40 protein-coding genes, 1 tRNA gene and 1 other annotated feature (1 of these 42 cut by a window edge) are annotated in these 25,750 nt (G+C 48.4%); of the genes, 38 read left to right on the top strand and 3 right to left on the bottom strand.

Annotated features, from left to right (window positions below):
• Positions 1–5: 5 nt before the first annotated feature.
• Positions 6–269: a potassium channel family protein gene (locus AWQ24_RS05430; protein ID WP_315862328.1), complete on the bottom strand. Its 264-nt coding sequence runs from the start codon at positions 267–269 to the stop codon at positions 6–8.
• 335 nt (positions 270–604) lie between these two features.
• Positions 605–2,749 (bottom strand): polyribonucleotide nucleotidyltransferase, encoded by a 2,145-nt coding sequence (locus AWQ24_RS05425; RefSeq protein ID WP_065716198.1) that lies wholly within the window; start codon positions 2,747–2,749, stop codon positions 605–607.
• A gap of 592 nt (positions 2,750–3,341) precedes the next feature.
• On the opposite strand from AWQ24_RS05425, the gene rplC reads away from it, so the two are divergent.
• From rplC to prfA, 31 genes are all read left to right on the top strand, one after another.
• Entirely contained in the window at positions 3,342–3,983 is a 642-nt protein-coding gene (rplC, locus tag AWQ24_RS05420) for a 50S ribosomal protein L3 (RefSeq protein ID WP_012306690.1), read from the top strand.
• 100 nt (positions 3,984–4,083) lie between these two features.
• Entirely contained in the window at positions 4,084–4,716 is a 633-nt protein-coding gene (rplD, locus tag AWQ24_RS05415; RefSeq protein ID WP_012306689.1) for a 50S ribosomal protein L4, read from the top strand.
• A gap of 4 nt (positions 4,717–4,720) precedes the next feature.
• Entirely contained in the window at positions 4,721–5,032 is a 312-nt protein-coding gene (locus tag AWQ24_RS05410; protein ID WP_065716197.1) for a 50S ribosomal protein L23, read from the top strand.
• A 22-nt stretch (positions 5,033–5,054) separates the two neighbouring features.
• Positions 5,055–5,882 (top strand): 50S ribosomal protein L2, encoded by an 828-nt coding sequence (rplB, locus tag AWQ24_RS05405; protein WP_030006190.1) that lies wholly within the window; start codon positions 5,055–5,057, stop codon positions 5,880–5,882.
• Between the two features lie 36 nt (positions 5,883–5,918).
• Positions 5,919–6,197: a 30S ribosomal protein S19 gene (gene rpsS, locus AWQ24_RS05400; protein WP_012306686.1), complete on the top strand. Its 279-nt coding sequence runs from the start codon at positions 5,919–5,921 to the stop codon at positions 6,195–6,197.
• A gap of 15 nt (positions 6,198–6,212) precedes the next feature.
• Positions 6,213–6,572 (top strand): 50S ribosomal protein L22, encoded by a 360-nt coding sequence (rplV, locus tag AWQ24_RS05395; protein WP_030006189.1) that lies wholly within the window; start codon positions 6,213–6,215, stop codon positions 6,570–6,572.
• Between the two features lie 45 nt (positions 6,573–6,617).
• Positions 6,618–7,340: a 30S ribosomal protein S3 gene (gene rpsC, locus AWQ24_RS05390; RefSeq protein ID WP_012306684.1), complete on the top strand. Its 723-nt coding sequence runs from the start codon at positions 6,618–6,620 to the stop codon at positions 7,338–7,340.
• Positions 7,341–7,398: 58 nt separating this feature from the next.
• On the top strand, positions 7,399–7,818 hold the full coding sequence (gene rplP, locus AWQ24_RS05385; RefSeq protein WP_012306683.1) for a 50S ribosomal protein L16: 420 nt from the start codon (positions 7,399–7,401) through the stop codon (positions 7,816–7,818).
• A gap of 3 nt (positions 7,819–7,821) precedes the next feature.
• The gene (rpmC, locus tag AWQ24_RS05380) at positions 7,822–8,028 is read left to right on the top strand and encodes a 50S ribosomal protein L29 (RefSeq protein WP_030006188.1); all 207 of its coding nucleotides are present in this window, start codon (positions 7,822–7,824) and stop codon (positions 8,026–8,028) included.
• 21 nt (positions 8,029–8,049) lie between these two features.
• Complete coding sequence (gene rpsQ / locus AWQ24_RS05375) at positions 8,050–8,289, top strand: 30S ribosomal protein S17 (protein ID WP_012306681.1); 240 nt, start codon at positions 8,050–8,052, stop codon at positions 8,287–8,289.
• A gap of 52 nt (positions 8,290–8,341) precedes the next feature.
• Positions 8,342–8,710: a 50S ribosomal protein L14 gene (rplN, locus tag AWQ24_RS05370; RefSeq protein ID WP_012306680.1), complete on the top strand. Its 369-nt coding sequence runs from the start codon at positions 8,342–8,344 to the stop codon at positions 8,708–8,710.
• A 2-nt stretch (positions 8,711–8,712) separates the two neighbouring features.
• A complete protein-coding gene (rplX, locus tag AWQ24_RS05365) occupies positions 8,713–9,063 on the top strand; it encodes a 50S ribosomal protein L24 (RefSeq protein ID WP_012306679.1) in 351 nt (116 codons plus the stop codon).
• A gap of 74 nt (positions 9,064–9,137) precedes the next feature.
• Complete coding sequence (rplE, locus tag AWQ24_RS05360; protein WP_030006187.1) at positions 9,138–9,683, top strand: 50S ribosomal protein L5; 546 nt, start codon at positions 9,138–9,140, stop codon at positions 9,681–9,683.
• A gap of 25 nt (positions 9,684–9,708) precedes the next feature.
• The gene (gene rpsH / locus AWQ24_RS05355) at positions 9,709–10,110 is read left to right on the top strand and encodes a 30S ribosomal protein S8 (protein ID WP_030006186.1); all 402 of its coding nucleotides are present in this window, start codon (positions 9,709–9,711) and stop codon (positions 10,108–10,110) included.
• A gap of 33 nt (positions 10,111–10,143) precedes the next feature.
• Complete coding sequence (rplF, locus tag AWQ24_RS05350) at positions 10,144–10,686, top strand: 50S ribosomal protein L6 (protein ID WP_030006185.1); 543 nt, start codon at positions 10,144–10,146, stop codon at positions 10,684–10,686.
• A 2-nt stretch (positions 10,687–10,688) separates the two neighbouring features.
• Entirely contained in the window at positions 10,689–11,051 is a 363-nt protein-coding gene (rplR, locus tag AWQ24_RS05345) for a 50S ribosomal protein L18 (RefSeq protein WP_062433282.1), read from the top strand.
• Between the two features lie 30 nt (positions 11,052–11,081).
• Positions 11,082–11,603, top strand: coding sequence for a 30S ribosomal protein S5 (gene rpsE, locus AWQ24_RS05340; RefSeq protein WP_012306674.1), 522 nt, complete (start codon positions 11,082–11,084; stop codon positions 11,601–11,603).
• A gap of 51 nt (positions 11,604–11,654) precedes the next feature.
• Positions 11,655–12,095 (top strand): 50S ribosomal protein L15, encoded by a 441-nt coding sequence (gene rplO, locus AWQ24_RS05335; protein ID WP_065716196.1) that lies wholly within the window; start codon positions 11,655–11,657, stop codon positions 12,093–12,095.
• A 97-nt stretch (positions 12,096–12,192) separates the two neighbouring features.
• Positions 12,193–13,512, top strand: coding sequence for a preprotein translocase subunit SecY (secY, locus tag AWQ24_RS05330; RefSeq protein WP_065716195.1), 1,320 nt, complete (start codon positions 12,193–12,195; stop codon positions 13,510–13,512).
• A gap of 85 nt (positions 13,513–13,597) precedes the next feature.
• Positions 13,598–14,161 carry an adenylate kinase gene (locus AWQ24_RS05325; protein ID WP_012306671.1) on the top strand — a complete coding sequence of 188 codons (564 nt, stop codon included), beginning with the start codon at positions 13,598–13,600 and terminating at the stop codon, positions 14,159–14,161.
• Between the two features lie 55 nt (positions 14,162–14,216).
• Entirely contained in the window at positions 14,217–14,441 is a 225-nt protein-coding gene (gene infA / locus AWQ24_RS05320) for a translation initiation factor IF-1 (protein WP_006276978.1), read from the top strand.
• A 138-nt stretch (positions 14,442–14,579) separates the two neighbouring features.
• Positions 14,580–14,693 (top strand): 50S ribosomal protein L36, encoded by a 114-nt coding sequence (gene rpmJ, locus AWQ24_RS15890; RefSeq protein WP_071819462.1) that lies wholly within the window; start codon positions 14,580–14,582, stop codon positions 14,691–14,693.
• 74 nt (positions 14,694–14,767) lie between these two features.
• The gene (gene rpsM, locus AWQ24_RS05315; RefSeq protein WP_012306670.1) at positions 14,768–15,145 is read left to right on the top strand and encodes a 30S ribosomal protein S13; all 378 of its coding nucleotides are present in this window, start codon (positions 14,768–14,770) and stop codon (positions 15,143–15,145) included.
• A gap of 59 nt (positions 15,146–15,204) precedes the next feature.
• Positions 15,205–15,594 (top strand): 30S ribosomal protein S11, encoded by a 390-nt coding sequence (rpsK, locus tag AWQ24_RS05310; RefSeq protein WP_012306669.1) that lies wholly within the window; start codon positions 15,205–15,207, stop codon positions 15,592–15,594.
• Between the two features lie 113 nt (positions 15,595–15,707).
• Positions 15,708–16,649, top strand: a complete 942-nt coding sequence (locus tag AWQ24_RS05305) for a DNA-directed RNA polymerase subunit alpha (protein ID WP_012306668.1) — start codon at positions 15,708–15,710, stop codon at positions 16,647–16,649.
• A gap of 60 nt (positions 16,650–16,709) precedes the next feature.
• Positions 16,710–17,060 (top strand): 50S ribosomal protein L17, encoded by a 351-nt coding sequence (gene rplQ, locus AWQ24_RS05300; RefSeq protein WP_012306667.1) that lies wholly within the window; start codon positions 16,710–16,712, stop codon positions 17,058–17,060.
• Between the two features lie 24 nt (positions 17,061–17,084).
• Positions 17,085–17,909: a tRNA pseudouridine(38-40) synthase TruA gene (gene truA / locus AWQ24_RS05295; RefSeq protein ID WP_062433276.1), complete on the top strand. Its 825-nt coding sequence runs from the start codon at positions 17,085–17,087 to the stop codon at positions 17,907–17,909.
• A 36-nt stretch (positions 17,910–17,945) separates the two neighbouring features.
• Positions 17,946–18,401: a 50S ribosomal protein L13 gene (rplM, locus tag AWQ24_RS05290; protein WP_065716194.1), complete on the top strand. Its 456-nt coding sequence runs from the start codon at positions 17,946–17,948 to the stop codon at positions 18,399–18,401.
• Positions 18,401–18,814 carry a 30S ribosomal protein S9 gene (gene rpsI / locus AWQ24_RS05285; protein ID WP_012306664.1) on the top strand — a complete coding sequence of 138 codons (414 nt, stop codon included), beginning with the start codon at positions 18,401–18,403 and terminating at the stop codon, positions 18,812–18,814. The genes rplM and rpsI overlap by 1 nt, the downstream gene beginning before the upstream one ends.
• Before the next feature lie 86 nt (positions 18,815–18,900).
• A complete protein-coding gene (gene rpmE / locus AWQ24_RS05280; RefSeq protein ID WP_012306663.1) occupies positions 18,901–19,131 on the top strand; it encodes a 50S ribosomal protein L31 in 231 nt (76 codons plus the stop codon).
• A gap of 100 nt (positions 19,132–19,231) precedes the next feature.
• Positions 19,232–20,323, top strand: coding sequence for a peptide chain release factor 1 (gene prfA, locus AWQ24_RS05275; protein ID WP_012306662.1), 1,092 nt, complete (start codon positions 19,232–19,234; stop codon positions 20,321–20,323).
• A 123-nt stretch (positions 20,324–20,446) separates the two neighbouring features.
• Here prfA and AWQ24_RS05270 read toward each other — a convergent pair whose 3' ends face one another.
• Positions 20,447–20,770, bottom strand: coding sequence for an antibiotic biosynthesis monooxygenase (locus AWQ24_RS05270; protein WP_065716193.1), 324 nt, complete (start codon positions 20,768–20,770; stop codon positions 20,447–20,449).
• Positions 20,771–21,147: 377 nt separating this feature from the next.
• Between AWQ24_RS05270 and AWQ24_RS05265 the strand changes: the two genes are divergently transcribed.
• The 7 genes from AWQ24_RS05265 to rplA all read left to right on the top strand — a co-directional run bounded on the left by AWQ24_RS05265 (position 21,148) and on the right by rplA (position 25,632).
• Positions 21,148–22,782, top strand: a complete 1,635-nt coding sequence (locus AWQ24_RS05265) for an iron uptake porin (RefSeq protein WP_232318876.1) — start codon at positions 21,148–21,150, stop codon at positions 22,780–22,782.
• Between the two features lie 173 nt (positions 22,783–22,955).
• On the top strand, positions 22,956–23,318 hold the full coding sequence (rplS, locus tag AWQ24_RS05260; protein ID WP_012306659.1) for a 50S ribosomal protein L19: 363 nt from the start codon (positions 22,956–22,958) through the stop codon (positions 23,316–23,318).
• 95 nt (positions 23,319–23,413) lie between these two features.
• Positions 23,414–23,486 (top strand) — tRNA-Trp (locus AWQ24_RS05255).
• A 61-nt stretch (positions 23,487–23,547) separates the two neighbouring features.
• A complete protein-coding gene (secE, locus tag AWQ24_RS05250) occupies positions 23,548–23,775 on the top strand; it encodes a preprotein translocase subunit SecE (protein WP_012306658.1) in 228 nt (75 codons plus the stop codon).
• A gap of 18 nt (positions 23,776–23,793) precedes the next feature.
• Entirely contained in the window at positions 23,794–24,396 is a 603-nt protein-coding gene (nusG, locus tag AWQ24_RS05245) for a transcription termination/antitermination protein NusG (RefSeq protein ID WP_012306657.1), read from the top strand.
• A 2-nt stretch (positions 24,397–24,398) separates the two neighbouring features.
• Positions 24,399–24,824, top strand: a complete 426-nt coding sequence (rplK, locus tag AWQ24_RS05240) for a 50S ribosomal protein L11 (protein ID WP_012306656.1) — start codon at positions 24,399–24,401, stop codon at positions 24,822–24,824.
• Positions 24,825–24,915: 91 nt separating this feature from the next.
• Positions 24,916–25,632 carry a 50S ribosomal protein L1 gene (gene rplA, locus AWQ24_RS05235; protein ID WP_030007219.1) on the top strand — a complete coding sequence of 239 codons (717 nt, stop codon included), beginning with the start codon at positions 24,916–24,918 and terminating at the stop codon, positions 25,630–25,632.
• Positions 25,633–25,654: 22 nt separating this feature from the next.
• Positions 25,655–25,750: a sequence feature (ribosomal protein L10 leader region), on the top strand; it runs 57 nt beyond the window's last position.

Below are 25,750 nucleotides of genomic sequence, written 5' to 3'. Positions count from 1 at the left end.
ATTGATTAATTCACACAATGATAACGCCTTAAATCATATCCAGATCTTTTTTTGAAGTCAATGATGGCCGCTGATGTCCCCGCTAAGATGACAAAAATTGTAAAGAGCTTCTCTGGTGTTGTCTCCAGGGGGTTGACTTCTCCATATCCCACCCCAAACACCGTGATCACCACCATATAAAAGGATTCTAGGGTAGTCCAGCCAAACAACATATAGCCACAAATCGCAATCACTATAGTGATTAGAAAAAAGATTGACCCAGTTGTCACCCGTTGAAAAGGGGTTTGGGAAAATTGAGGTGCAGCGTGGGGACGATCCACACCCTGAATAACTTTAAAGCGATCGCGATGGTTACCCTAGAGTGTGGCAGTTTCTAGCAAACCAGCTTGTATCTAATTTAGCTTCCCTGAAAATTACACTTGCTTAAAGTCTAATCTTAACCTTTTGTTGAAAATTTCTTACCTTGAAACAATTTGATCGGTTAATCTATTCTTCCGACCATTTGACAACGATAAATTCTGGTGCCAAACAAAAAAATCCCCCAAGTCACTTGAGGGAAATTACATTAAATTAAAACACCAGAAAATAGTGATGTTTTATATTTTTATTGAGCAGCAACCCGAGCGGCGGCCGCTTCATCAGGATGGATCCCTAGGCGGGTGAGATTAATGCGTCCTTTGTTGTCAATTTCGCGCACTTTAACCACCACTTCATCACCGACAGCAACTTCATCTTCGACTTTGCCCACGCGACCTTCTGCCAGTTGCGAAATGTGGATCATGCCCTCTTTCCCCGGCATAATTTCCACAAAGGCACCAATTTGAATAATGCGGGTGACTTTACCGAAATACACATCCCCTTCGTTGAGCTTGCGAGTCATGTTTACGATTAGGCGCTTGGCTTTCTCGGCATTTTCCGACTCAGAGGAGGCAATCGTTACGGTACCGTCATCGGCAATATCCACCTTGGCACGGGTTTGCTCGGTAATCCCTTTAATGGTTTTGCCACCAGGGCCAATGACCATCCCAATTAAATCAGGATCAATCTTAATGGTGAGTAGACGGGGAGCGGCTGGGGACAATTCCTTCGGCTCGGCAATGACATCGGTCATTTTTTCGAGGATATGGAGACGAGCGGGCAACGCTTGCTTAATCGCTTCTGCCACCACTTCAACGGCTAGGCCAGTGATCTTCATGTCCATCTGGAGGGCCGTAATCCCGTCCGCTGTCCCGGCAACCTTAAAGTCCATGTCGCCGAGGAAGTCTTCAATCCCCTGGATATCGGTGAGGATGCGGACTTCTTTGCCTTCTTTGATCAGTCCCATCGCGGCACCACTCACGGGCTTGGCAATGGGTACCCCAGCGTCCATCAGAGCCAGGGTAGAGCCACAGACAGAGCCCATGGAGGTAGAACCGTTGGAGGAAAGCACCTCAGAAACCACCCGAATCACATAGGGAAATTCCGTTTGGGGGGGGAGAACAGGTAATAAAGCTCGCTCAGCTAAGGCCCCGTGACCAATCTCTCGACGGCCAGGCGATCGCATTGGGCGAGTTTCACCCACGGAGTAGGGGGGGAAATTGTAATGGTGCAAGTAGCGCTTTTCGTCGGAGGGATGTAAATCGTCCATCTCTTGGGCATCACCGGGCGTTCCAAGGGTAGCAATGGATAAAACTTGGGTCAGACCTCGGTTAAATAAACCGCTACCATGGACGGCTCTCGGTAATACAGCAGTGCGACAGGAAATGGGGCGCACTTGATCCAATTTACGACCATCAACCCGAACCCCATCTTCGACGATTTGGCTCCGCATCAGCTTTTTCGTCAGCGCCTTGAAGGTGTTATCAATGAGCTTCGGTTCTTCTGTGGTTTTCAGCCGCAGTGGTGCATCTTCCGGCAGAGCTTCGATGGCCTCAATGATTTCTGTTGCTTTGATTCCATCGAGGGCGGCATCGCGACCATTTTTATCGAGATCAAATTGACTCAAGACTTTTTTGATCTTGTCCGTGGCGCGATCGCCAATGAATTTTTCGAGTTCCTCATCCTTAGCAGGTGGCTCAGCGCTGACCATTTCAACGCCAAGTTCCTTCATCAGCGCGCGTTGGGCTTCGATCAACTCTTGGATCGCCTCGTAGGCAAAATCAATCGCCTCGATCATGTCCGCTTCTGGCAACTGATTGGCTCCGGCCTCAACCATGATCACACCGTCGGGAGTGCCAGCAACTACGAGGTCTAAATCCCCATTCATCATTTCTCGGTAGGTGGGATTGAGGATAAAATCATCCCCCACCAGACCAACCCGGACGGCAGCCATCGGCCCGTAGAAAGGTAAACCCGCGAGCAATGTGGCCACAGAAGCCCCCGTCACAGCGAGAACATCCGGCGGCACCTCTTCATCGAGGGAGAGCGTTGTAGCGACAATCTGAATATCGTCCCGCAACCACTGGGGAAATAGCGGGCGCATCGGTCGGTCAATGAGGCGCGAAATGAGCGTTGCCCGTTCTGGGGGGCGGCCTTCTCTTCTTAGATAACCACCGGGAATTCGTCCTGCTGCGTATAACCGTTCTTCGTAATCTACCAACAAAGGTAGAAAGTCAATTCCTTGTCTGCCAGGGGCTGTCGTTGCACTGACTAAAACCGCTGTATCTCCTGATTCAATTAAAACTGACCCGCCGGCCTGAGGCGCAAACAAACCTGTTTTTAGTCGAATTTCTCGCCCATCGAAAGAAATCGACTGAATATGTTCTTGCATTATTGCGTGTTGTCCTTTTGTTTATGATCACTTTTCTTCGTTCTGTGGCAATCGTAACACTTTATGCTGGCCTCGATCCTAGACAGCATTGGCGATCGCCCCTGGTTCCTTGAACTCCCAAAAATCTCCTTCAAAGCGTCAATCTCTGTCTCAAGAATTAAGAACTGTCATGTTTTTTTGATGTGCCCCTTGCCAAGGCTCACTTTCTCCGCCTATAATGCTCGCTTGTGGCTAAATGTAACCAGTTATACGAAGTTTCCTAACGAAGCATAGAACCCCTGCCCCCTTGTTCGTCGCATCGGTTCAACCCAGAAACAGGCTTCCCTCAGGCTGCATTTTCCGGTCACAACTTTTAGGCGATCGCCTCAAGCGACAGCCCCCCTCCTGCAGTTACAGCAAGATACTGAAGCAAGCGCTTTAAGTCTTGGGTAAAACGTAGCACACCTACCTGTAGGCAAAAACCTTTCAGAGCCATAAAACACTCTGAATATCCAAGAGTAGAAGACAAGAACCACAACTCCTTCGGGAGCGGTTCATATTATTTCTACTCACCTTTTAATGTTGTCTATTAGTAGATAGAGGTCTCTGTTCCGTGTCACTCGGTATCCTCGGTACTAAACTCGGTATGACCCAAATCTTTGATAACGAAACCGGAACTGCGATTCCTGTTACCGTTGTCCAAGCAGGGCCCTGTACCGTCACCCAAATCAAAACCTCCGAAACAGATGGCTACACCTCCGTGCAAATCGGCTACGGAGACGTTAAGGAAAAGAACTTAACGAAGCCTCAACTGGGGCATCTCAAAAAAGCAGATGCTGCCCCCCTCCGCCACCTCAAGGAATATCGCCTCGATGACGTTTCTGGCTATGAACTTGGCCAAGCGATCACCGCGAATATTTTTGAGGCCGGCCAAGTTGTCGATGTTTCTGGAAATACCATTGGTCGTGGTTTCGCTGGTTATCAAAAACGCCATAACTTTAAGCGAGGCAACATGACCCACGGTTCTAAGAACCACCGTCTCCCCGGTTCTACCGGTGCAGGGACGACTCCCGGTCGCGTTTATCCCGGTAAGCGCATGGCGGGTCGTTATGGTGGAACCAAGATCACCGTCCGTAAACTCGAAGTCGTTCGCGTTGACGAAGAAAAGAATTTATTGCTGATCAAAGGTGCAATTCCTGGCAAAGCCGGCAATTTATTAAGTATTGCTCCGAGCAATATTGTGGGCCAAAAGTAATTGGGCTTGCGTGGCGATCGCCATTTGCAACCCCTTTACGAAAAACCACAACTTTATTTATTTCATTAGCTGATAACCGATAATCCGATACTTCATCACTATGGTTAACTGCGCAGTAAAAAATTGGCAAGGAGAAGAAGTTGGCCAAGCCAACCTCGACTTCAAAGTTGCCAAAGAAGAAAATGCCGCACATATTGTCCACCGCGCCCTTGTACGTCAGCTAAATAACGCACGTCAGGGAACTTCTTCCACGAAAACCCGTGCAGAAGTCCGTGGAGGTGGACGCAAACCTTGGCGTCAAAAAGGAACTGGCCGGGCAAGAGCTGGTTCAATCCGTTCCCCATTATGGAAAGGTGGCGGTGTCATCTTTGGCCCCAAACCCAAAGAGTACAATCTCAAAATGAACCGCAAAGAGCGTCGTTTAGCACTCCGTACCGCTTTCCACAGCCGGAACGAAGATCTCATCGTCGTTGAAAACTTTGCCGAGCAATTTGCCGCTCCCAAAACCAAAGAGTTGGTCAATGCCATGACCCGCTGGGGCGTCGCATCCGGTGAAAAAGTACTCCTTGTACTCGCTGAGATGACTGACAACGTATATCTCTCTGCCCGCAACATTGCTTCTGTGAAAATGGTTCCTGCCGATGGTTTGAATATTTTTGATATTCTCAACGCTGGCAAAATCGTAGTCACCTCCGAAGCACTGGCTAAAATCCAGGAGGTTTACAATGACTAGTAGAATGCCTACCGCGAGCCGGATTCCAACCCGTGACCTCGCTGATCTAATTCTCAAGCCCATTGTTAGTGAAAAGGCGACAATTCTGCTTGAAGACAACAAATATGTGTTTGATGTTGCTCTCAAAGCAACAAAAACCGACATCAAAGCAGCCATTGAAACTCTGTTTGAAGTCAAAGTTGTTAAGGTCAACACCAGTCGGCCACCCCGCAAGAAAAAGCGCGTCGGTCGCTTTATGGGCTTCAAACCCCAGTACAAGCGGGCAGTCATCACCTTGGCAGAAGGGGATACAATCACATTGTTCCCAGAAGTATAGTCGTCATTCACTTGAATAAATCATGGGTATTCGTTCATTTAGACCATATACTCCGGGAACTCGTCAGGCTACGGTCTCTGACTTTTCGGAGATTACCAAATCCAAACCGGAAAAATCTCTTACCAAATACAAACACCGCAAGAAAGGCCGTAACAACCGTGGTGTGATCACGTGCCGTCACCGGGGTGGTGGCCACAAGCGCCTTTATCGTCTGATCGATTTTCGCCGCGACAAGCGGGATATGACCGCCCAGGTGATTGCGATTGAGTACGATCCAAACCGGAATGCTCGCATCGCCCTGGTGCAGTACGAAGATGGCGAAAAACGCTATATCCTGCAACCAGCTGGCCTTGGCGTCGGTGACACGATTATCGCTGGGGAAGAAGCGCCCTACGAAATCGGCAATGCTTTACCGCTCTACAAAATCCCCCTTGGTACTGAAATCCACAATATCGAGCTTTATGCTGGTCGTGGTGGCCAGATGGTTCGTTCTGCGGGTGCTTTTGCCCAATTGGTCGCTAAAGAAGGTGATTATGTCACCATCAAGCTGCCTTCCAAGGAAGTCCGGATGGTTCGCAAAGAGTGCTACGCCACCATTGGCAAAGTGGGCAACGCCGAAGCTCGGAACTTAAAGCTTGGGAAAGCGGGGAGAACCCGTCACCTGGGACGTCGGCCCCAAGTCCGCGGTAGTGTTATGAACCCGGTAGATCACCCCCATGGTGGTGGTGAGGGTAGAGCACCCATTGGTCGCAGTGGTCCTGTGACGCCTTGGGGTAAACCTGCCCTCGGTAAGAAGACTCGCAAGAAGAAGAAGCAAAGTAGCTCTTTGATTGTGCGCCGTCGCCGTTAATTATCTATTTTTGTTCATTACACGCTGTAAGAAACTATGGGTCGTTCACTGAAAAAGGGTCCGTTCATCGCGGACAGCCTCCTAAAAAAAATCGAGAAGCTCAATGCTTCCGGTGATAAACAAGTTATTAAAACTTGGTCACGGGCATCGACAATTTTGCCTCAGATGGTGGGTCACACGATCGCCGTTCACAACGGTCGCCAACATGTGCCTGTTTTTGTGTCTGAGCAAATGGTAGGTCACAAGCTGGGAGAATTTGCCCCCACACGGACCTTCAAGGGCCATGCCAAGAGTGATAAGAAAGCACGTCGATAAGGGTTAAAGAAAACAATGACTATCGATACTCAAACTGAAGTCAAGGCGATCGCCCGCTATATTCGGATGTCTCCGATTAAGGTCAGACGAGTCCTCGATCAGATTCGTGGCCGTAGCTACCGCGAAGCCTTGATCATTCTCGAATTTATGCCCTATCGCGCTTGTGAACCTGTACTGAAGGTTTTACGATCTGCCGTTGCCAATGCGGAACATAACGAAGGGTTAGACCCCGCCGATCTCGTTGTCAGTGCAGCCTTTGCTGATGCTGGCCCCGTGTTGAAGCGGTTCCGCCCCCGGGCCCAAGGACGTGCTTATCAAATTCGTAAGCCCACCTGTCACATCACCGTTGCTGTGGCCCCTGGTGCTGCCGAATAGTACTCCTAACCTGTCGTAGATCGTAAACATCAAAAGGAACAAACCGTGGGACAGAAAATTCATCCAGTTGGTTTCCGTTTGGGGATTACAAAAGAGCACCTCTCCCGTTGGTACGCCGACCCCAAACAATACCCTGCCCTCGTGCAGGAAGACTACAAAATCCGCCAGCACATTGATGCAAACCTCAATAATGCTGGTATCTCCAAAGTTTTGATCGAGCGTAAAGCCGATCAAGTTGACCTAGAGATTCACACTGCCCGGCCCGGTGTTGTCGTTGGCCGTGGTGGTTCTGGTATCGAAGCCCTCAGAACGGGTCTCCAGGATGTCCTTGGCGATCAGCGCCAAATCCGCATCAACGTTGTCGAAGTTAACCGTGTTGACGCCGACGCTGCCCTCATCGCTGAATATATTGTTCAGCAACTTGAGCGACGGGTATCCTTCCGTCGGGTTGTTCGCCAAGCCGTTCAACGGGCCCAAAGAGCGGAAGTTCAAGGGATCAAAATCCAAGTAAGTGGTCGCTTAAACGGTGCAGAAATTGCCCGAACAGAGTGGGTACGTGAAGGACGTGTTCCCCTACACACACTCCGCGCTGACATCGACTACTCTTACAAAACTGCCCAAACCATTTACGGAATTCTTGGGATTAAAGTTTGGATCTTCAAAGGCGAAATTATTCCGGGTCAAGAAGAAACTTCTGCCGCTAATGCTGCCCCTCTGCCCCGTCGTAAATCCCGACGTCAGCAGTTTGAAGACCGTAGCGAACAATAAATTGCCCAACTACTGGCAATTTAATTTTCTACCCTCACTGTTTACCCTTTAGGAAACAATGCTAAGTCCAAAACGTACAAAATTCCGGAAGCAGCATCGCGGTCGCATGCGGGGAATGGCGTATCGCGGCAACAACATTCAATTTGGTGACTACGCGCTCCAAGCCGTTGAACCCAGTTGGATTACCGCCCGTCAAATTGAAGCCGCCCGTCGTGCGATGACCCGTTACATCAAGCGGGGTGGTAAGATTTGGATCCGAATTTTCCCCGATAAGCCCATCACCATGCGTCCGGCAGAAACCCGTATGGGTTCTGGTAAAGGTAACCCTGAATTCTGGGTTGCTGTGGTTAAGCCTGGCCGGATCATGTTTGAGATGAATGGTGTCGCTGAGCCGATCGCCCGTGAAGCCATGCGCCTTGCGGCCCAAAAGCTGCCGATTAAAACCAAGTTCATCACCCGCAACGAGGAGTATATCTAAATCATGCCTTTACCCAAGATTGAAGATGCTCGCAAACTCAATGACCAAGAGCTTGCTGACGAAATCGTTGCCGTCAAGAAACAATTGTTTGACCTCCGTCTCCAACAAGGTACTGGTCGCCTGGAGAAAACCCATGAGATCAAGCATGCTCGTCACCGTCTCGCCCAGTTGATGACAGTCGAGCGCCAAAGACAACTCCAAGCTCAGTAAAAGTAGGAGACAGAATCTCGTATGGCTACGAAAGAAAGAGTGGGAATGGTCGTCAGCGACAAGATGGATAAAACCGTGATTGTGGCTGTAGAAAACCGCTCTCCCCACCCGAAATACAAAAAAATCGTGGTTAAGACTAAGCGTTTTAAAGCCCACGACGAGGAAAATAAGTGCAAAGTTGGCGATCGCGTTCGTATTCGCGAAACCCCTCCCACCAGCAAAACCAAGCGCTGGACCATTGCCGAAATCCTCAACCAATAGTTTTCACTAACTGTTGACCCTAATCTATTTTCTTTACCCTTACCGTAAAGCCGTGATTCAACAACAAACCTATCTTAATGTTGCCGATAATAGCGGTGCTCGTAAACTGATGTGCTTACGGGTTCTGAGTACAGGGAATTGTCGTTATGGTGGCATCGGCGATCAGATTATCGCTGTTGTTAAAGAAGCAATTCCCAACATGGGTGTCAAAAAGTCTGATGTCGTTCGAGCCGTTATCGTGCGGACGCGTCAACCACTCCGCCGTGCTAGCGGTATGAGTATTCGTTTCGATGACAATGCTGCTGTCATTATCAATGCAGAAGGCAATCCGAAAGGCACCCGTGTTTTTGGTCCCGTCGCCCGTGAGTTACGGGATAAAAACTTCACCAAAATTGTTTCCCTTGCACCGGAGGTCATCTAACCATGGCAGGACGCAAAAGTTCCACCCCCACACGTCACAAAATGCATGTGAAAACGGGTGATACGGTTCAAGTCATTTCTGGTCGCGACAAAGGCAAAGTAGGCGAAGTCATTAAGACTCTGCCCAAATCCAGCAAAGTCGTAGTCAAGGATGTCAATATCCGCACCAAGCATGTCAAGCCTCAACAGGAAGGTGAGTCGGGTCAGATTCAAACCTTTGAAGCACCGATCCACAGCTCCAATGTGATGCACTATTCCGAGAAGGAAAAAGTCGCTAGTCGCATTGGCTACCAGCTGACTGAAGATGGCCGTAAAGTGCGTGTATTAAAGAAAACCGGTGAAGTGATCGACTAATCGGCTTTTCTTGAAATTTTTATCTACATTTAGTTTTTCCCTGACCAAGCCCAGGGAGGTTAAACGTAAAATCTATGTCTCAAAGACTCAAAACCCTTTATCAAGACAATATTGTTCCTAAATTAACGGAGCAGTTTGGGTACAGCAATGTCCATGAAGTGCCCAAGCTTGTCAAAATTTCAGTGAACCGGGGTCTCGGGGAAGCTTCTTCTAATGCCAAGGCGATGGAGTCTTCCATTAAGGAACTGTCAACCATCACTGGTCAACGCCCCGTAATCACCCGTGCGAAAAAGGCGATCGCCGGCTTCAAGATTCGTGAAGGGATGCCCGTCGGCGTGATGGTGACGCTGCGCTCCGAAAAAATGTATTCCTTTTTGGATCGTCTCATCAGCTTAGCCCTGCCCCGCATCCGCGACTTCCGTGGCATCAGCCCTAAAAGTTTCGATGGACGTGGCAACTACAGCTTAGGGATTCGTGAGCAACTGATTTTCCCTGAAATTGACTACGATTCCATTGATCAAATCCGAGGAATGGACATTTCCATCATCACCACCGCGAGAACCGATGAAGAAGGTCGTGCGCTGCTGAGAGAAATGGGTATGCCCTTCCGTGAAAGCTAAATCTTAGGAGAGATTAAAGGTAATAATGGCGGCTAACGATACCATTTCCGATATGCTCACCCGCATCCGTAATGCGTGCATGGTGCAGCATGACAACACAAAAGTCCCGATGACTCGCATGACCCGGAGCATTGCTGAAGTGCTGAAGGACGAAGGTTTCATTGACAACTACACCGAAGCAGGTGAAGGGATTGAAAAACACCTTGTTATTTCCCTGAAGTACAAAGGTCGTAATCGTCAACCGATTATCCAAAAACTTCAACGGGTAAGTAAGCCGGGGCTTCGGGTATACAGTAACCACAAAGACTTGCCTCGCGTGCTCGGTGGGATTGGAATTGCGATTATTTCAACTTCCAAAGGCGTGATGACAGATCGCCAAGCCCGTAAAGAAGGTATTGGTGGTGAAATTCTTTGCTACGTCTGGTAATCGTGGCTGAAGTTGATATCAGGAGAAAAACGAATGTCTCGTATTGGTAAAAAACCAATTCCCATCCCCGACAAAGTGACCGTTACCCTCAATGGTGCCAATGTTGCGGTTAAGGGCCCGAAAGGTTCCCTTGAGCGGACATTACCCGAAAAAGTAACTGTCACCCAAGAAGACAACACCGTTGTTGTTTCCCCCGTGGATAACTCTCGGACGGCCCGCGAACGTCATGGTTTGTGCCGCACCCTTGTGGCTAACATGATTGAAGGCGTTTCCCAGGGTTACTCAAAACAACTCGAAATTATCGGTGTTGGTTATCGGGCCCAGGTACAGGGAAATAAGCTCACCCTTAATGTGGGCTACAGTAAGCCTGTAGAAATGCAAATGCCTGAAGGCGTGACTGCGGCTATGGGTGAAAAAAATACTCAAGTGATCATCTCTGGTATTGATAAAGAGGTTGTGGGTAACACGGCTGCTAAAGTTCGTGCTGTCAGACCTCCTGAACCCTACAAAGGTAAAGGGATCCGCTACCAAGGTGAATACATCAGACGTAAAGCTGGTAAGGCAGGTAAGAAGTAGAGATGAAAGCAACTCGCAAACAACTCACGCAGCGTCGTCATTTCCGTATTCGCCGTCGTGTCGAAGGGACTGGCGATCGCCCCCGTTTAGCAGTATTCCGCTCCCACAAGCATATCTATGCCCAGGTGATTGACGATGAGAAGCAACATACCCTAGCGGCTGCTTCTACCCTAGACAAAGATCTCAAGGGCGAACTCGCATCCGGTGGTAACATCTCAGCTTCCACTGCAGTCGGTAATCTCATTGCCAAGCGCGCCCTCGAAAAAGGCATTACCAAAGTCGTCTTTGATCGCGGCGGTAACCTTTATCATGGTCGTGTCAAAGCCTTAGCAGATGCCGCTAGAGAAGCCGGTCTGGACTTTTAAGCTGTTGATGAAATCATTAGGAAAATAATTATGGCAAAGCGTCGTAAATCATCAAAGAACAAAGAAAAAGAAACAAACTGGCAAGAGCGTGTGATCCAAATCCGTCGCGTTAGCAAAGTTGTCAAGGGTGGTAAGAAACTCAGTTTTCGCGCCATTGTTGTCATTGGCAATGAGACCGGAAAGGTCGGCGTTGGCGTCGGTAAAGCAGGAGATGTCATTGGTGCTGTTCGCAAAGGTGTCTCCGATGCGAAAAAACACGTTGTCGATGTTCCTTTAACAAAAACCAACACCATTACCCACCGGATCAATGGCGTTGCTGGTGGCGCAAAAGTAATGATGCGTCCCGCTGCTCCCGGTACCGGTGTAATTGCTGGTGGTGCTGTGCGGACTGTACTCGAACTCGCTGGTGTGAAAAATATTCTCGCCAAACAATTGGGTTCTAGTAGCCCCCTGAACAATGCTCGGGCGACCGTTGATGCATTGGGTAACCTCCGGAGTTTCTCTTCCGTTGCCCAAGAGCGTGGCGTTTCTATCGAACGGATCTATGCCTAACCCTAATTTGGCGGGCTAAGGACATTAGTAAAACGTTTACTCAAAAAAACCATGAAGTTATCCAATCTATCCCCTAAAGCGGGGTCAAAGAAGCGTCGTCGCCGTGTCGGCCGTGGCATTGCTGCTGGTCAAGGCGCAAGCTGTGGCTTCGGCATGCGGGGTCAAAAATCCCGTTCTGGTACTGGTACAAAAGCTGGATTTGAAGGGGGACAAATGCCCCTTTACCGCCGTGTACCGAAGCTAAAGCACTTCACCATCGTGAATCCGAAAAACTTCACCATTGTGAATGTTGCTCAATTAGCTGATCTGCCAGCCAACACAGAAGTTACCCTTGAAAGCTTAATGGCAGCAGGCATTGTCACCACTAACGATGGCCCCCTCAAGGTTCTTGGTGATGGTGAATTGTCCGTTGCTCTCAAAGTAACTGCAGCGGCGTTTTCTAACGGCGCTAAAGCAAAAATCGAGGCGGCTGGCGGCAGTTGTGAAGCCTAGAAAAATTCGGGAACAAAGCACTAAGTTAGAATTTATCAAGGTTGCTTAATACTTCTTAGAACTGTTCATTACGTAAACTCCCGAAGAGAACATCACTATGGTTGTCAGTCGCGAAAAAACACCAACCGCCCAGGAAACCTTTATGCAAATGGCACAAGCCGCTGGCCTTCGGGGTCGTCTGCTTGTCACCCTTGGTCTTTTGGTTCTTGTTCGGTTTGGCGTTTTTATTCCAATCCCCGGCATTGACCGGGTGGCCCTAAGTGAGGGGATCCAAAATTCTCCTCTCTTGGGCTTTCTAGATGTATTTGCCGGTGGTGGTCTTTCCGCTGTCGGCATTTTTGCCCTAGGGATTCTCCCTTACATCAATGCCTCAATTATTATGCAACTCATGACGGCAGCAATTCCTGCCCTTGAGGATATGCAAAAGAATGATGGTGAGGCTGGGCGTCGTAAAATTTCCCAGATTATCCGTTATGTGACGGTGGGCTGGGCGGCTTTACAAAGTTTTGGGATTACGCTGCAAATTCTGCGCCCCTATGCTTTAGATCCTGGTTTTACTTTCGTGTTGGAAACCACATTAGCACTGACGGCAGGTTCTGTCTTTGTGATGTGGATTTCTGAGCTGATTACCGAAAAAGGTTTAGGCAATGGGGCTTCTCTGTTGATTTTCGTCAACATTGTGGCCGTATTACCAAGAACTTTAGGCAATACTATTGAATTTGCCCAGACTGGTGGTCGAGCAGTGATTGCTAAAGTCATTTTGCTGCTGGTCGTTTTTCTGATCATGATTGTCGGGATTGTGTTTGTGCAGGAAGGGACACGCCGGATTCCGATTGTTTCTGCCCGTCGTCAGGTGGGTCGTAAGCTCTATCGGGAACGCACAAGCTACTTGCCCCTACGGCTCAATCAGGGTGGGGTGATGCCGATTATTTTTGCCTCGGCTGTTCTGGTGCTGCCTTCTTCTTTGGCGGGTCTGGCTGGCTCAGGGGAAGGGTTCTTTGGTCAAGTGATCGCCACAATTTCGACACTGCTACAACCGGGCAGAATTCCCTATGTGTTGGTCTATCTCGCTTTGATTCTCTTTTTTAGCTATTTCTACGCGTCCTTGATCGTGAATCCGGTAGATATGGCCCAGAACTTGAAGAAGATGGGGTCTAGTATTCCTGGCATTCGTCCTGGTCGGGCCACGAGTGAATACCTCGAAAAAGTGATCAATCGTTTGACCCTATTGGGGGCAATTTTCCTTGGCTTAGTTGCAACGGTTCCTACTTTTGTCGAAGGGGCAACGGGGGTCACAACTCTACGGGGTTTTGGGGCCACTTCCCTACTCATCTTGGTGGGGGTTGCGATTGACACAGCCAAGCAAATTCAAACCTATGTTATTTCCCAGCGTTATGAAGGCATGGTTAAACAATAGTGTTTTTAGCAGGGTTTAGATATTAGCTGGAATATCTAAACTCTTTGTTGATTTAGTAAGCAATTTGGATGGGAATAGAGGCGTTATGGCTCAGGGAGTAAGGTTGATTTTTTTGGGGCCCCCAGGGGCTGGAAAGGGCACTCAAGCTCAGGTTTTGGCAGAGTCTTGTGGAATCCCCCACATTTCTACTGGCGAAATTCTCCGGGCGGCGATCGCCAACCAAACAGAACTTGGCCAACAGGCCCAGGGGTTTGTGGATCGTGGTGAATTAGTGCCCGATAGTCTAATTCTGAATTTAATTCGCGAAAGACTACAGGAGCAGGATGCCCAGCAGGGTTGGATTTTGGATGGTTTCCCGCGCAATGTGAGCCAAGCCGAGTTCCTCAACACCTTACTCACTGAGCTGAAGCAGCAATGTGACGTTGCCCTTAACTTGGAAGTTCCCGATGCCACATTGGTAGAACGCTTACTAAGTCGTGGCAGAAAAGATGACAACCAGGAGACCATTCGGCGTCGTTTAGAAGTTTACCGGGAGCAAACAGCCCCAGTTATTGACTTCTACCAAAAACAGGGTTCTCTGAAATCCGTCGATGGCGATCGCTCCCTCGAAGAAGTTACCGCCGCCCTAGAGCAGGCGATCGCTTCATAACTCCTGGTTAGAATTCGATGCCGATTGATGAAATTTATTAGGAGATCTATTTGTTTTGTCTAAACAAGATCTAATTGAAATGGAAGGTACCGTCACCGAGTCCCTTCCCAACGCTATGTTCCGGGTTGACTTGGACAATGGCTTTAATGTGCTTGCCCACATCTCTGGCAAAATTCGCCGGAATTACATCAAAATTTTACCGGGCGATCGCGTCAAAGTAGAACTGACCCCCTACGACTTAACCAAAGGGCGGATCACCTACCGACTCCGAAAAAAATAAGCCAATCCCATCCGTTTCTTATATTCAATAGCAAAAAAACTTGCTATGATGATAAGCTTGCGGAGTTTTGTGCTAATCGCCAATCGGTTCATAGCAGAATCAATATATAGAAAATTGCTAAATCTAACCTGAAAACCTATGAAAGTTCGAGCATCCGTCAAAAAAATGTGTGATAAATGTCGCGTGATACGCCGTCGCGGTCGTGTCATGGTGATCTGCGCCAATCCCAAACACAAGCAACGTCAAGGGTAAACCGTAGAAGTCGCTGAGGCATTTATTCCGTAACTTATAAATTATTGAAATTGTTCATTTAGGGAGAAAAAATCGTGGCACGAATTGCAGGTGTTGATCTTCCCCGCGATAAACGCATTGAAATTGCCCTGACCTATGTGTATGGCATTGGTTTATCAAGAGCCCAGGAGATCATCGCAAACACCGGGGTAAACCCCGACACCAGAGTAAGGGATCTATCTGACGAAGATGCTCTTAAGCTCCGGTCTTACGTTACCGATAACTACCAAGTTGAAGGGGATCTCAGACGTCTAGAGTCCATGAACATCAAGCGTCTGGTGGACATCGGCACCTACCGGGGCCGTCGTCATCGCCAAGGTTTGCCCGTACGTGGTCAAAGAACCCGGACCAATGCCCGCACCCGCCGTGGTCGTCGCGTCACTGTTGCCGGTAAGAAGAAAGCACCGCGTTAATCCCTTGAGTTTTACCTCACAAAGCTACGCATTTATCCTATCTTCTACAGATTAAAATTATGGCACGACAAAAGAAAGGCAGCCCTAAGAAGGTTAAAAAGAATATCCCCAACGGTGTTGCCCACATTCAATCCACCTTTAACAACACAATCGTCACCATCTCCGATACCAAAGGCGATGCCGTGTCCTGGTCTTCTGCCGGTGCAAGTGGTTTTAAAGGGGCAAAAAAAGGGACTCCCTTTGCTGCCCAAACTGCCGCTGATAACGCAGCTCGCCGCGCAATGGAACAAGGAATGCGCCAAATCGAAGTGATGGTGAGTGGCCCCGGTGCGGGTCGTGAAACTGCGATTCGTGCTCTACAAGCCGCTGGTTTGGAGATTACCTTGATTCGCGATGTTACCCCCATTCCCCACAATGGTTGTCGTCCGCCCAAGCGTAGACGGGTATAAATCCTCTGCGACTGAATTCTTGACAACAGGAAAATCAGTCCAAGTAAATATCCATCTTGTCTGAAGGCTTGGTGCCTGGCTCAGATCGCGAAAAACGGGAGATCAGAAAAAGCGTGACACAGTTTCAAATCGAGTGTGTAGAAAGCAAAACACACAAAAATCAAAGTCAATATAGCAAGTTTGTCTTTGAACCCCTAGAGCGGGGTCAAGGAACAACCCTCGGCAATTCCCTCAGACGAATTCTACTGTCTAACTTAGAAGGAACCGCCGTAACAGCGCTGCGGATTGGTGGCGTGAACCATGAGTTCGCGACGATCCCTGGTGTGCGGGAAGATGCCCTTGAGATTATCCTCAACATGAAGGAAATCATTCTCAAGAGCTACACCCATCAGCCCCAGATTGGCCGTTTAACAGCCACTGGCCCTGGTCAGGTGACTGCGGCTCAGTTTGATCTGCCTTCTGAGGTGGAGGTCGTAGACCCGACCCAGTATATTGCGACCCTCGCTGATGGTGCAAAGCTGGAAATGGAGTTTCGGATCGAGAAGGGGAAAAGCTATCGCGCCGTTCAGCGGAATCGGGACGAGGCCACTGCTTTAGATTTTCTACAGATTGATGCGGTGTTCATGCCAGTCACTAAGGTGAACTATAGCGTCGATAGTATCCATAGTGAGGGAGACGCGGTTCGCGATCGCCTAACTCTCGAAATCTGGACAAACGGCAGTATTAAGCCAGAGGAAGCATTATCCCAGGCAGCGGCGATCGCCGTTGAACTGTTTAATCCCCTCAAGGATCTCACCCTCGAAGCCATCCAAGATGAGTTGCAAGAGGACGAAGACCCCACCAGCCAAATTCCCATCGAAGAATTACAGCTATCGGTACGGGCTTACAACTGTCTCAAGCGGGCGCAAATCAACTCTGTCGCTGATCTTTTAGACTATAGCCAAGAAGATTTGCTAGAAATCAAAAACTTTGGTCAAAAATCAGCAGAAGAAGTGATCGACGCCCTCAAAACCCGTTTAGGCATTACTTTACCGGAAGAAAAAACGGCGAAGTAAGTTTAAATTTATTTGATTTTTCATTGACTGTACTGTTTACATCCTAGGGAGGAAGAAAAAATGCGTCACGGTTGTCGCGTTCCCGAATTGGGGAGACCGGCGGATCAACGGAAGGCCCTCTTACGTGCCCTCACCACTCAACTGATTCGCCATGGCCAAGTAAAAACCACCAAAGCGCGGGCTAAGGCGGTTCGTTCTGAAGTGGATCGCATGATCACCTTGGCAAAAGATGGTTCTTTGGCTGCCCGTCGTCGGGCTTTGGGCTATATGTACGACAAAGATCTTGTCCATGCCCTGTTCGCCCAAGCAAAAGATCGCTATGGCGATCGCCAGGGGGGTTATAGCCGCGTTGTGCGCACCGTTCGGCGTCGCGGTGACAACGCAGAAATGGCAATTATCGAATTAGTCTAACCCAGATTAATCTGCTAACTGTCCATGCCCATGTCCCAAGCCAACCCCAGAAAACGCATCGCGTTGGTCATCCAATATATCGGAACTCACTTTTGTGGTTGGCAACGGCAAACAGCAGAAAGAACAGTGCAAGCCGTCATTGAAGAGACGATCTCCACCGTTGTCGGCCAAAAAATCACAATTCATGGTGCCGGCCGAACCGATAGTGGTGTCCATGCCGCCGGACAATTCGCCCACTTTGAATGTGAAAGCCTAATCCCTGGTTATAAATGGGCCAAAATCCTCAACGATCGCCTGCCACCCGATATCAATATCCGTGGTGCTTGCGAAGTTCCCCAGGATTGGCACGCACAATTTTCTGCCCAATGGCGACGGTATCGATACACCATCTATACCCACCCAACCCCAAACCTGTTCATTCAGCCCTATGCTTGGCATTATTACCAAGCCCCCCTCGATGAGACTCTCATCCAAGCAGCCCTGACGCCCCTATTGGGTGAACATCACCTCGCTGCTTTTCAACGGACTGGTTCCAAGCGATCCCATGCATGGGTCAATGTACAGGCAGCAGAATGTTCCCGTCGAGGCTCCTTTATTCATATAGAAATTCAAGCCAATGGGTTTTTGTATGGGATGGTTCGCCTACTGGTCGGGATGCTAGTGGACATTGGACAAGGTAAACTTTCTTTAGCGCAATTCCAAGATATTTGGAAAAATGAGAAGCGACACCTTGTAAAATATTCAGCCCCAGCAAAAGGCTTATGTTTACTTAGGGTTGGTTATCCTGAGCCTTTGTTTCCACCCCATATTTGGTTTGATACCCAGCCAACTTTTCTACTAACTCATTAGTTGAATTCCTTATGCGTCATCTAGCGCAAAAATTTTATGATTAAGACACCTTTACCGAAACAAGAAACCCTCGACCAGAAATGGTACGTGGTCGATGCTGCTGACCAACGCTTGGGTCGTTTAGCCAGCGAAGTTGCCAAAGTACTCCGGGGCAAGAACAAAGCGGAATACACTCCCCATATGGATACTGGGGATTTTGTGATTGTCTTGAATGCCGAAAAAGTGGTTGTGACGGGTCGCAAGCCTGAGCAAAAGCTCTACCGTCGTCACTCCGGTCGTCCTGGTGGGATGAAAGTTGAAACCTTTAATCAGCTGCAAGACCGGATTCCTGAGCGCATTATCGAAAAAGCAGTGAAAGGAATGCTGCCGAAAAATGCCCTCGGTCGTCGTTTGTTCACCAAGCTAAAAGTCTATGCTGGGACTGAACATCCCCATGCCGCCCAACAACCCGAAGTTCTGACCATCAATACTATTCCCAGAGGAGATAACTAATGAACGCAACCGCTACTCAAGATCGCCCTATTTACTGGGGAACAGGTCGTCGTAAGGCATCCATTGCCCGGGTACGCCTTGTACCTGGTTCTGGCAAAGTTGTTGTTAACAACCGCTCCGGGGAAGATTATTTCAACCGGATTCCTGGTTACCTTGCGGTGCTAAAGTCTCCCCTGGAAACCTTGGGCCTAGAAAGCGAGTATGACATTCTTGTGAATGCCCATGGTGGTGGCTTGACTGGTCAAGCAGATGCTGTGAAGCTGGGTGTTGCTCGTGCGCTGTGTGAATTGGATCCAGACAACCGCCAGCCTTTAAAAATTGAAGGCTATTTGACCCGTGACCCCCGCTGTAAAGAACGGAAAAAGTACGGTTTACACAAGGCCCGCAAAGCGCCTCAGTTCTCCAAGCGTTAATTTATTTGGTCTGGCGTTCGTTATGGCTACTGTGGCGATCGCCTTTATGCATTTTATTAAACTAAATTGATTAGAGAATAATTCCCATGCCCAAAGCTGATATTCATCCCGAATGGTACCCAGACGCCAAAGTCATCTGTAACGGTGAAGTTGTGATGACGATTGGTTCTACCCAACCTGAAATCAACGTTGAAATTTGGTCTGGTAACCACCCCTTCTACACCGGAACTCAAAAGATTATCGATACCGAAGGTCGTGTAGACCGTTTCCTCCGGAAGTACGGTATGCTCAGCAACAATTCCGACGACCAGAAATAGGTATTTCCTTGAGTTTTCCCAACCCGGCAGCCCCCTGCTGGGTTCCTTTGTTTTTTAGGGATCTCTTTCCTTCCCCTAGCGTAAAAACGTTCTGTGCATTATGGCTGAAGCATACTTACTCGATAAACTAAAGTCCGTCGAACAAACCTTCCAGGAAATGACCCGACGCCTGGCCGATCCCGACATCGCGACGAACCCCGATGAGCTACAACGGGTGGCAAAAATTCGCTCCTCCCTCGAAGAAACAGTAAATACCTTCAATCAGTGGAAAGAAGCACAAGAAGAACTCCGGGGTGCCAAAGAAATTCTCAAAGAATCCGCTGGAGATCCCGAAATGAAGGAAATGGCGGCTTTAGAAGTCGAGGAACTCGAAAATACCATTGATACCCTCGAAAATCGTCTGAAGATTCTGCTGTTACCCAAAGATCCCAACGACGAAAAGAACATCATGTTAGAAATTCGCGCCGGAACAGGGGGCGATGAAGCGAGCATTTGGGCTGGGGATCTGCTCCGCATGTATTCTCGCTATGCCGAAGGTCAAAACTGGCGGGTGAAACTCCTGAGTGAATCGGCCGCCGACATGGGGGGCTTCAAGGCCGTCATCCTAGAAATTCAAGGGGAACAGGTTTACAGCAAATTAAAATATGAAGCTGGCGTCCACCGAGTCCAGCGGGTACCTGTTACCGAAGCTGGGGGGCGGGTTCACACCTCCACAGCAACCATTGCTGTGATGCCAGAAGTTGATGATGTCGAAGTAGAAATTGATCCTAAGGACATTGAGATGACCACCGCCCGTTCCGGTGGGGCCGGGGGACAAAACGTCAACAAAGTAGAAACGGCCGTTGACCTGTTCCACAAACCGACGGGAATCCGCGTCTTTTGTACAGAAGAGCGATCGCAATTACAGAACCGAGAGCGGGCAATGCAAATTCTCCGGGCAAAGCTCTATGAGATGGAACTCCAGCGGCAGCAAGAGGAAGTCAGTTCCATGCGCAAATCCCAGGTGGGTACCGGAGCCCGTTCCGAAAAAATTCGCACCTACAATTACAAAGATAATCGCGTCACAGATCACCGCCTAGGCCAAAACTTTTCCTTAGCCCCGGCCCTAGAAGGAGATATTGAGGATATGCTCCAGGCTTGCATTTCCCAAGACCAACAGGCTCAACTCGAACAACTCGCCGCCGAAAGCTAATAAATCCTTCCCTGGGGAAGGTGGCCGCAGGCCGGAAGGGGTTCTGCCCTGGGAAAGGTGGCCATAGGCTGAAAGTACTTCTTCCTTGGGAAAGGCGATCGCCGCTCGGCAGAAGTTCCTTCCCTATGGTTGAACCTCACTGCAAACCTGGTAAAAATCTGTTTCTGGCGGTTCTGCAAAGAGAGGATTCATTTTCGCCATAATTTTTTGGCTAAGCTCCGTCTGATTTTTATCCATATCCTCGATGTTGTCCCAAAGGATCATCGCAATGCCTTGATCACTGTTTGGCCCCATTTTTTGCAGCAAAAAAGCCCCTTGGAATCCCTCTGAATAGCTGGACACAATTTTTTCATAGAGGGTTTGGGCCTGGGCAAACCGTCCAGGTTTAAATTCACCGATCGCCACATACGCAACCTTATGGCGGAGACAGTCGTTAAGTCCTTGCATAGTTGAATTTCCCATTGTCTAAAATTACATGGCCTGGGGCGATCGCCTGTCGCCTCTGCCAATAATTTCACTGTAGCGAGAGAATCCCCCTAGAAAGCCTCTTTACGCATTTTCTTAACCGCTTTCGTGTTTATGTCAACTTTTTTGTCACATTTCCAACACACCACCGTCCGTCTATTTTTGAATCTTTAACCTGCCATTAATCCAACATCAAGGCGATATTAATCCTCCTTTGGTTCACTAGAGGTGCATCAAACCATAAACTAGCCCGTATCCAACTTTACAGATATTGAAAGTTGTGAATTTCTGGTGCTATACTGCTAAGCGGCGTTTTGAAAATGATTTGCAGTAATAAAACATGCTTATCAATAACATAAATGCCCAAGCTCAAAGTCAAAAAATATCTCAGGTGTGAGGTTCAATCGAATATGTCTAAAACAGTGAGAACTTTTCTCAGTGGCGCTTCCGTTGCCCTAGGTGCAACCGTAGCTTTTTCTGGCACTGCCCAAGCCAACACTGAACTTCTCGATCAAATCAACAGCTATAGCCAAGACGACATCGCTCAGGTTAATAGCGTTTTCCAACTCAGCGATGTTTCTCCTTCTGACTGGGCCTTTGACGCACTGCGCAACCTAGTCGAAAACTACAACTGTATCGTTGGTTATCCCGATGGCACTTTCCGTGGTAGCCGTCCCCTCAGCCGTTATGAATTTGCTGCTGGTCTAAACGCTTGTTTACAGCAGATCGAGCGGATGATTCAAAGTGGTACTTCTGAAGTAACCCCCGAAGATCTCGCTGCACTCCGTCGTCTCGTGAACGAATTTGAGGCCGAACTTGCGACCCTCGGTGCTCGTGTTGATGACCTTGAAGGCCGCGTTGAATTCCTTGAAGACAACCAATTCTCCACTACCACCAAACTCGGCGGGGAAGTGCTCTTTAACCTTGTTGGTGCCTTCGGTGAAGAGAAAGCTGACAGTGATGGCGAAGACATTGATGATCAAATTACTTTCAGCAACCGTGTTCGTCTAAATCTCGACACTAGCTTCACTGGCAGAGACCGCCTCCGTACTCGTTTGGAAGCTGGTAATGTTGCTGAGTTAAATGATGCGACTGGAACTCGTACTGCTCGTCTTGGTTTTGACGGTGATAACGGGAATGATGTCGAAATTTCTAAGTTGTATTATCGGTTCCCTGTCGGTTCCAGAGCCCGTGGTTACGTAGGTGCCATTGGCATGGGTATCGATGATGTCTTTACTGCGACTAACCCTTATTTTGAAAGCAGTGGTGATGGTGCTTTGTCTCGTTTTGGCCGCCGTAACCCGCTCACTTTACGTGGTTCTGACGGTGCTGGTGTCGGTTTCAACTACAATCTCAGTGATAGATTTACTCTCTCCGGTATTTATTTGACTGACGATGGCGACGTCAATAATCCAGAAGAAAAGAATGGTCTCTTTAATGGTAGCTATGTCACTGGGGCTCAGCTAGCATTCTCTCCCACCGACAAGATTGATCTGGCGTTTACCTATACCAACACATACCAGAAATCTGATGCGGTTAACCTCAGCGCTAGTACTATCGATGGCCTGCCCAGACGTCCTTTTGGGAATTTAGCGACGACTGCTAACAATTTCGGCATTGAAGGTAGTTGGATGGTTGGTTCTCGTTTTAATCTTGCTGGTTGGGTTGGCTACACCAAAGCCGACTTTGAATTAGGAGATGGCGAGGCAGACATCTGGAACTGGGCTGTTAATGCGGCTCTCCTCGATGTCGGTGGCGATGGCAACGTTCTTGGCTTCATCTTCGGTCAACCGCCTAAGGTAACTAGCGCTAGTGGCGTTGATGCGCTTGGTGAAAATGATGACACTTCTTACCTTGCTGAGCTCCAGTATCGTTATAAGTTGAACGACAATATCACTATTACTCCTGGTGCTTATGTCATTTTCAACCCCAACAATAACGATAATAATGACACCATTGTGGTGGGTGCAATTCGGACTAGATTTAGTTTTTAAATTGAGATTTCCGAGAATTGTTGTTCTTCACAACTAAGAGTATTTAGAGTGGGTCGATTTCGGCTCACTTTTTTTTGAAGTTATTAAGCTTTTAAATTTAGGGAACTGAGTTTTATTTTGACTTTAAGTTGTATTGTACATATACTGATAAATTGTGAGTTTTTTGAAAAACCATGAACGCTGAAGCAATCATTCGCTCCATCGAAGCGGAACAGCTCAAGGATGATCTCCCGACCATCCACGTGGGCGACACCGTTCGAGTCGGAGTCAAAATCAAGGAAGGTACCAAAGAACGGGTTCAGCCCTACGAAGGTACCGTTATTGCCATGCGCAATGGTGGGATTAACGAAACCATCACTGTGCGTAAAATCTTCCAAGGGATTGGTGTTGAACGGGTCTTCCTGTTGCACTCTCCCCTCGTTGATAACATCAAAGTTATCCGTCGTGGTAAAGTCCGCCGGGCTAAACTGTATTACTTGCGCGATCGCGTTGGTAAGGCAACTCGGATCAAGCAACGTTTCGATCGCCCGATCTAGGCTTTTTGTAATCCATTTGATTCGCTCAAAATGTTTTGCACAAAGCTTGCCACCTGTGCTAAGATTGCTAAGGCTTGTTAAGAGCAAGTACCCAAGCGTCCTTAGTTCAGTTGGTAGAACGCAGGTCTCCAAAACCTGATGTCGGGGGTTCGAGTCCTCCAGGGCGCGTTTCAATTTACATTAAACTTTAGTTGAAGTATTGCAGTGGCTCTGGGAGGAGTTTCTGATTGTGGCCAAAACAAAGAAGACCGTCGAGACTGAAGCCAATAAGCCCGAAGGTTTCGATGTTACGAAATACGCCAATGAAACAAAAGAAGAATTAGCTAAGGTTGTTTGGCCCTCTCGCCAGCAGCTCATTAGTGAATCTGCCGCTGTCATTTTGATGGTGATTCTTGTTGCGACTGTTATCTACGTCGTAGACAATCTCTTCATTTTCGTTTCAGGTGCTGTATTTTAAAAGACTCTTTAACTTTCTATGGAACATTCAGAAGAATACACAGGAACGCAAGCTGGACCCAAACCGCGTTGGTATGCCGTCCAAGTTGCATCTGGGTGCGAACAAAGAGTCAAAGCAAACCTTGAACAACGGATTCATACTCTCGATGTGGCGGATCGGATCTTTCAGGTTCAGATTCCCCAAACCCCAACCGTCAAAATCCGTAAGGATGGCAGTCGGCAACATGGAGAAGAAAAGGTTTTTCCTGGTTATGTCTTGATTCAGATGACCCTAGATGATGAAGCTTGGCAGGTTATCAAAAATACGCCCCATGTGATTAATTTTGTTGGGGCCGAACAGAAGCGTAGCTACGGTCGGGGACGGGGCCATGTTAAACCCGTGCCTCTCAGTAAGTCTGAAGTAGAGCGCATCTTTAAACAAGCTCAGGTTGTTGAACCGACTGTCAAAGTCGATATGGCCATTGGCGACAAAATTCTTGTGCTTTCTGGTCCTTTTAAGGATTTTGAAGGCGAGATCATTGAAGTCAGCCCTGAGCGCAGCAAACTGAAAGCTCTATTGTCGATCTTTGGTCGAGATACGCCAGTAGAACTTGAATTTACTCAAGTGGAAAAACAGAGCTAGCGATGGCAAAAAAAGTTGTTACGGTAATTAAATTAGCCTTGCCTGCGGGTAAGGCCAACCCTGCACCTCCTGTTGGGCCAGCCCTGGGTCAGCATGGGGTCAACATCATGGCCTTCTGTAAGGAGTACAACGCAAAGACTTCTGACCAGGCAGGTATGATTATTCCGGTGGAAATTTCGGTATATGAAGACCGGAGTTTCACCTTTATCCTGAAAACGCCCCCCGCTTCTGTCTTGATTCGTAAGGCAGCCGGGGTTGAGAAAGGTTCTGCCCAGCCTAATAAGCAGAAGGCGGGTTCTATCTCCCGGGCACAACTCCAGGAAATCGCCCAAACTAAAATGCCTGATTTGAATGCGAACGATATCGAAGCAGCAATGAACATTGTTGCCGGTACAGCGCGGAATATGGGCATTACAGTTACGGATTAGTAACTGCTTGGAAACTGAATACAACAGTTAAGTTTTTAATCTTTATGTTTGGGGAGAGGCGTGTGTCTCGTTATGTACCCAAGGAGTAAGTATGGCAAAAAAATTATCTCGTCGGCTTCGTGAGGCGCTTGAAAAGGTTGAAGATAGAGCCTATGAGCCTCTAGAAGCTTTGACCCTTTTGAAAGAAACTGCCACAGCTAAGTTTGATGAAACGGCTGAGGCCCACATCCGTTTAGGGATTGATCCGAAGTACACGGATCAGCAGTTGAGAACGACTGTTGCTTTTCCGAAAGGTACTGGTCAGTCTGTGCGGGTCGCCGTCATTACTAGCGGTGAACAGGTAAAGGTTGCAGAGGAGTCCGGTGCGGATCTTGTTGGTTCTGAGGAACTCATCGAAGATATCCAGAAGGGCATGATGGACTTTGAAGTCTTGATCGCAACGCCGGATATGATGCCGAAGGTGGCTCGTTTGGGTCGTCAGCTTGGCCCCCGTGGTTTGATGCCTTCGCCCAAAGGTGGCACTGTGACTACGGATGTCGCCACGGCGATCGCCGCATTTAAGGCTGGTAAACAAGAGTTCCGGGCTGACCGTGCAGGGATTGTCCACGTGCTTTTTGGTAAATCCTCTTTCGCTGCGGAAGATCTTCTGGTAAACTTAAAGGCTCTTCAGGAAACCATCGACCGGAATCGTCCTTCTGGGGCCAAAGGTCGTTACTGGCGGAGCATTTATGTCTCTGCTTCCATGGGACCTTCAATCCAGGTGGATATCAACGCCCTCCGGGATCTTTCCATTGAAGAAAAAGCCTAGGTCGTCTTAGGTAAAACAATTAAATAGATTTGTATTCATGCCAGAGACAGCAGGGGCGATCGCTTAATATCCTGCCGAGGTAAAACGCTACAAGACTAAACAAGTTTTTTTCCAAGTT

The sequence above is a fragment of the Picosynechococcus sp. PCC 8807 genome (genome assembly GCF_001693295.1).
Taxonomy (GTDB): Bacteria; Cyanobacteriota; Cyanobacteriia; order Cyanobacteriales; family MRBY01; genus MRBY01.
The sequence above is the reverse complement of the archived record's forward strand: the minus strand, read 5'-3'. Positions and strand labels throughout refer to the sequence as shown.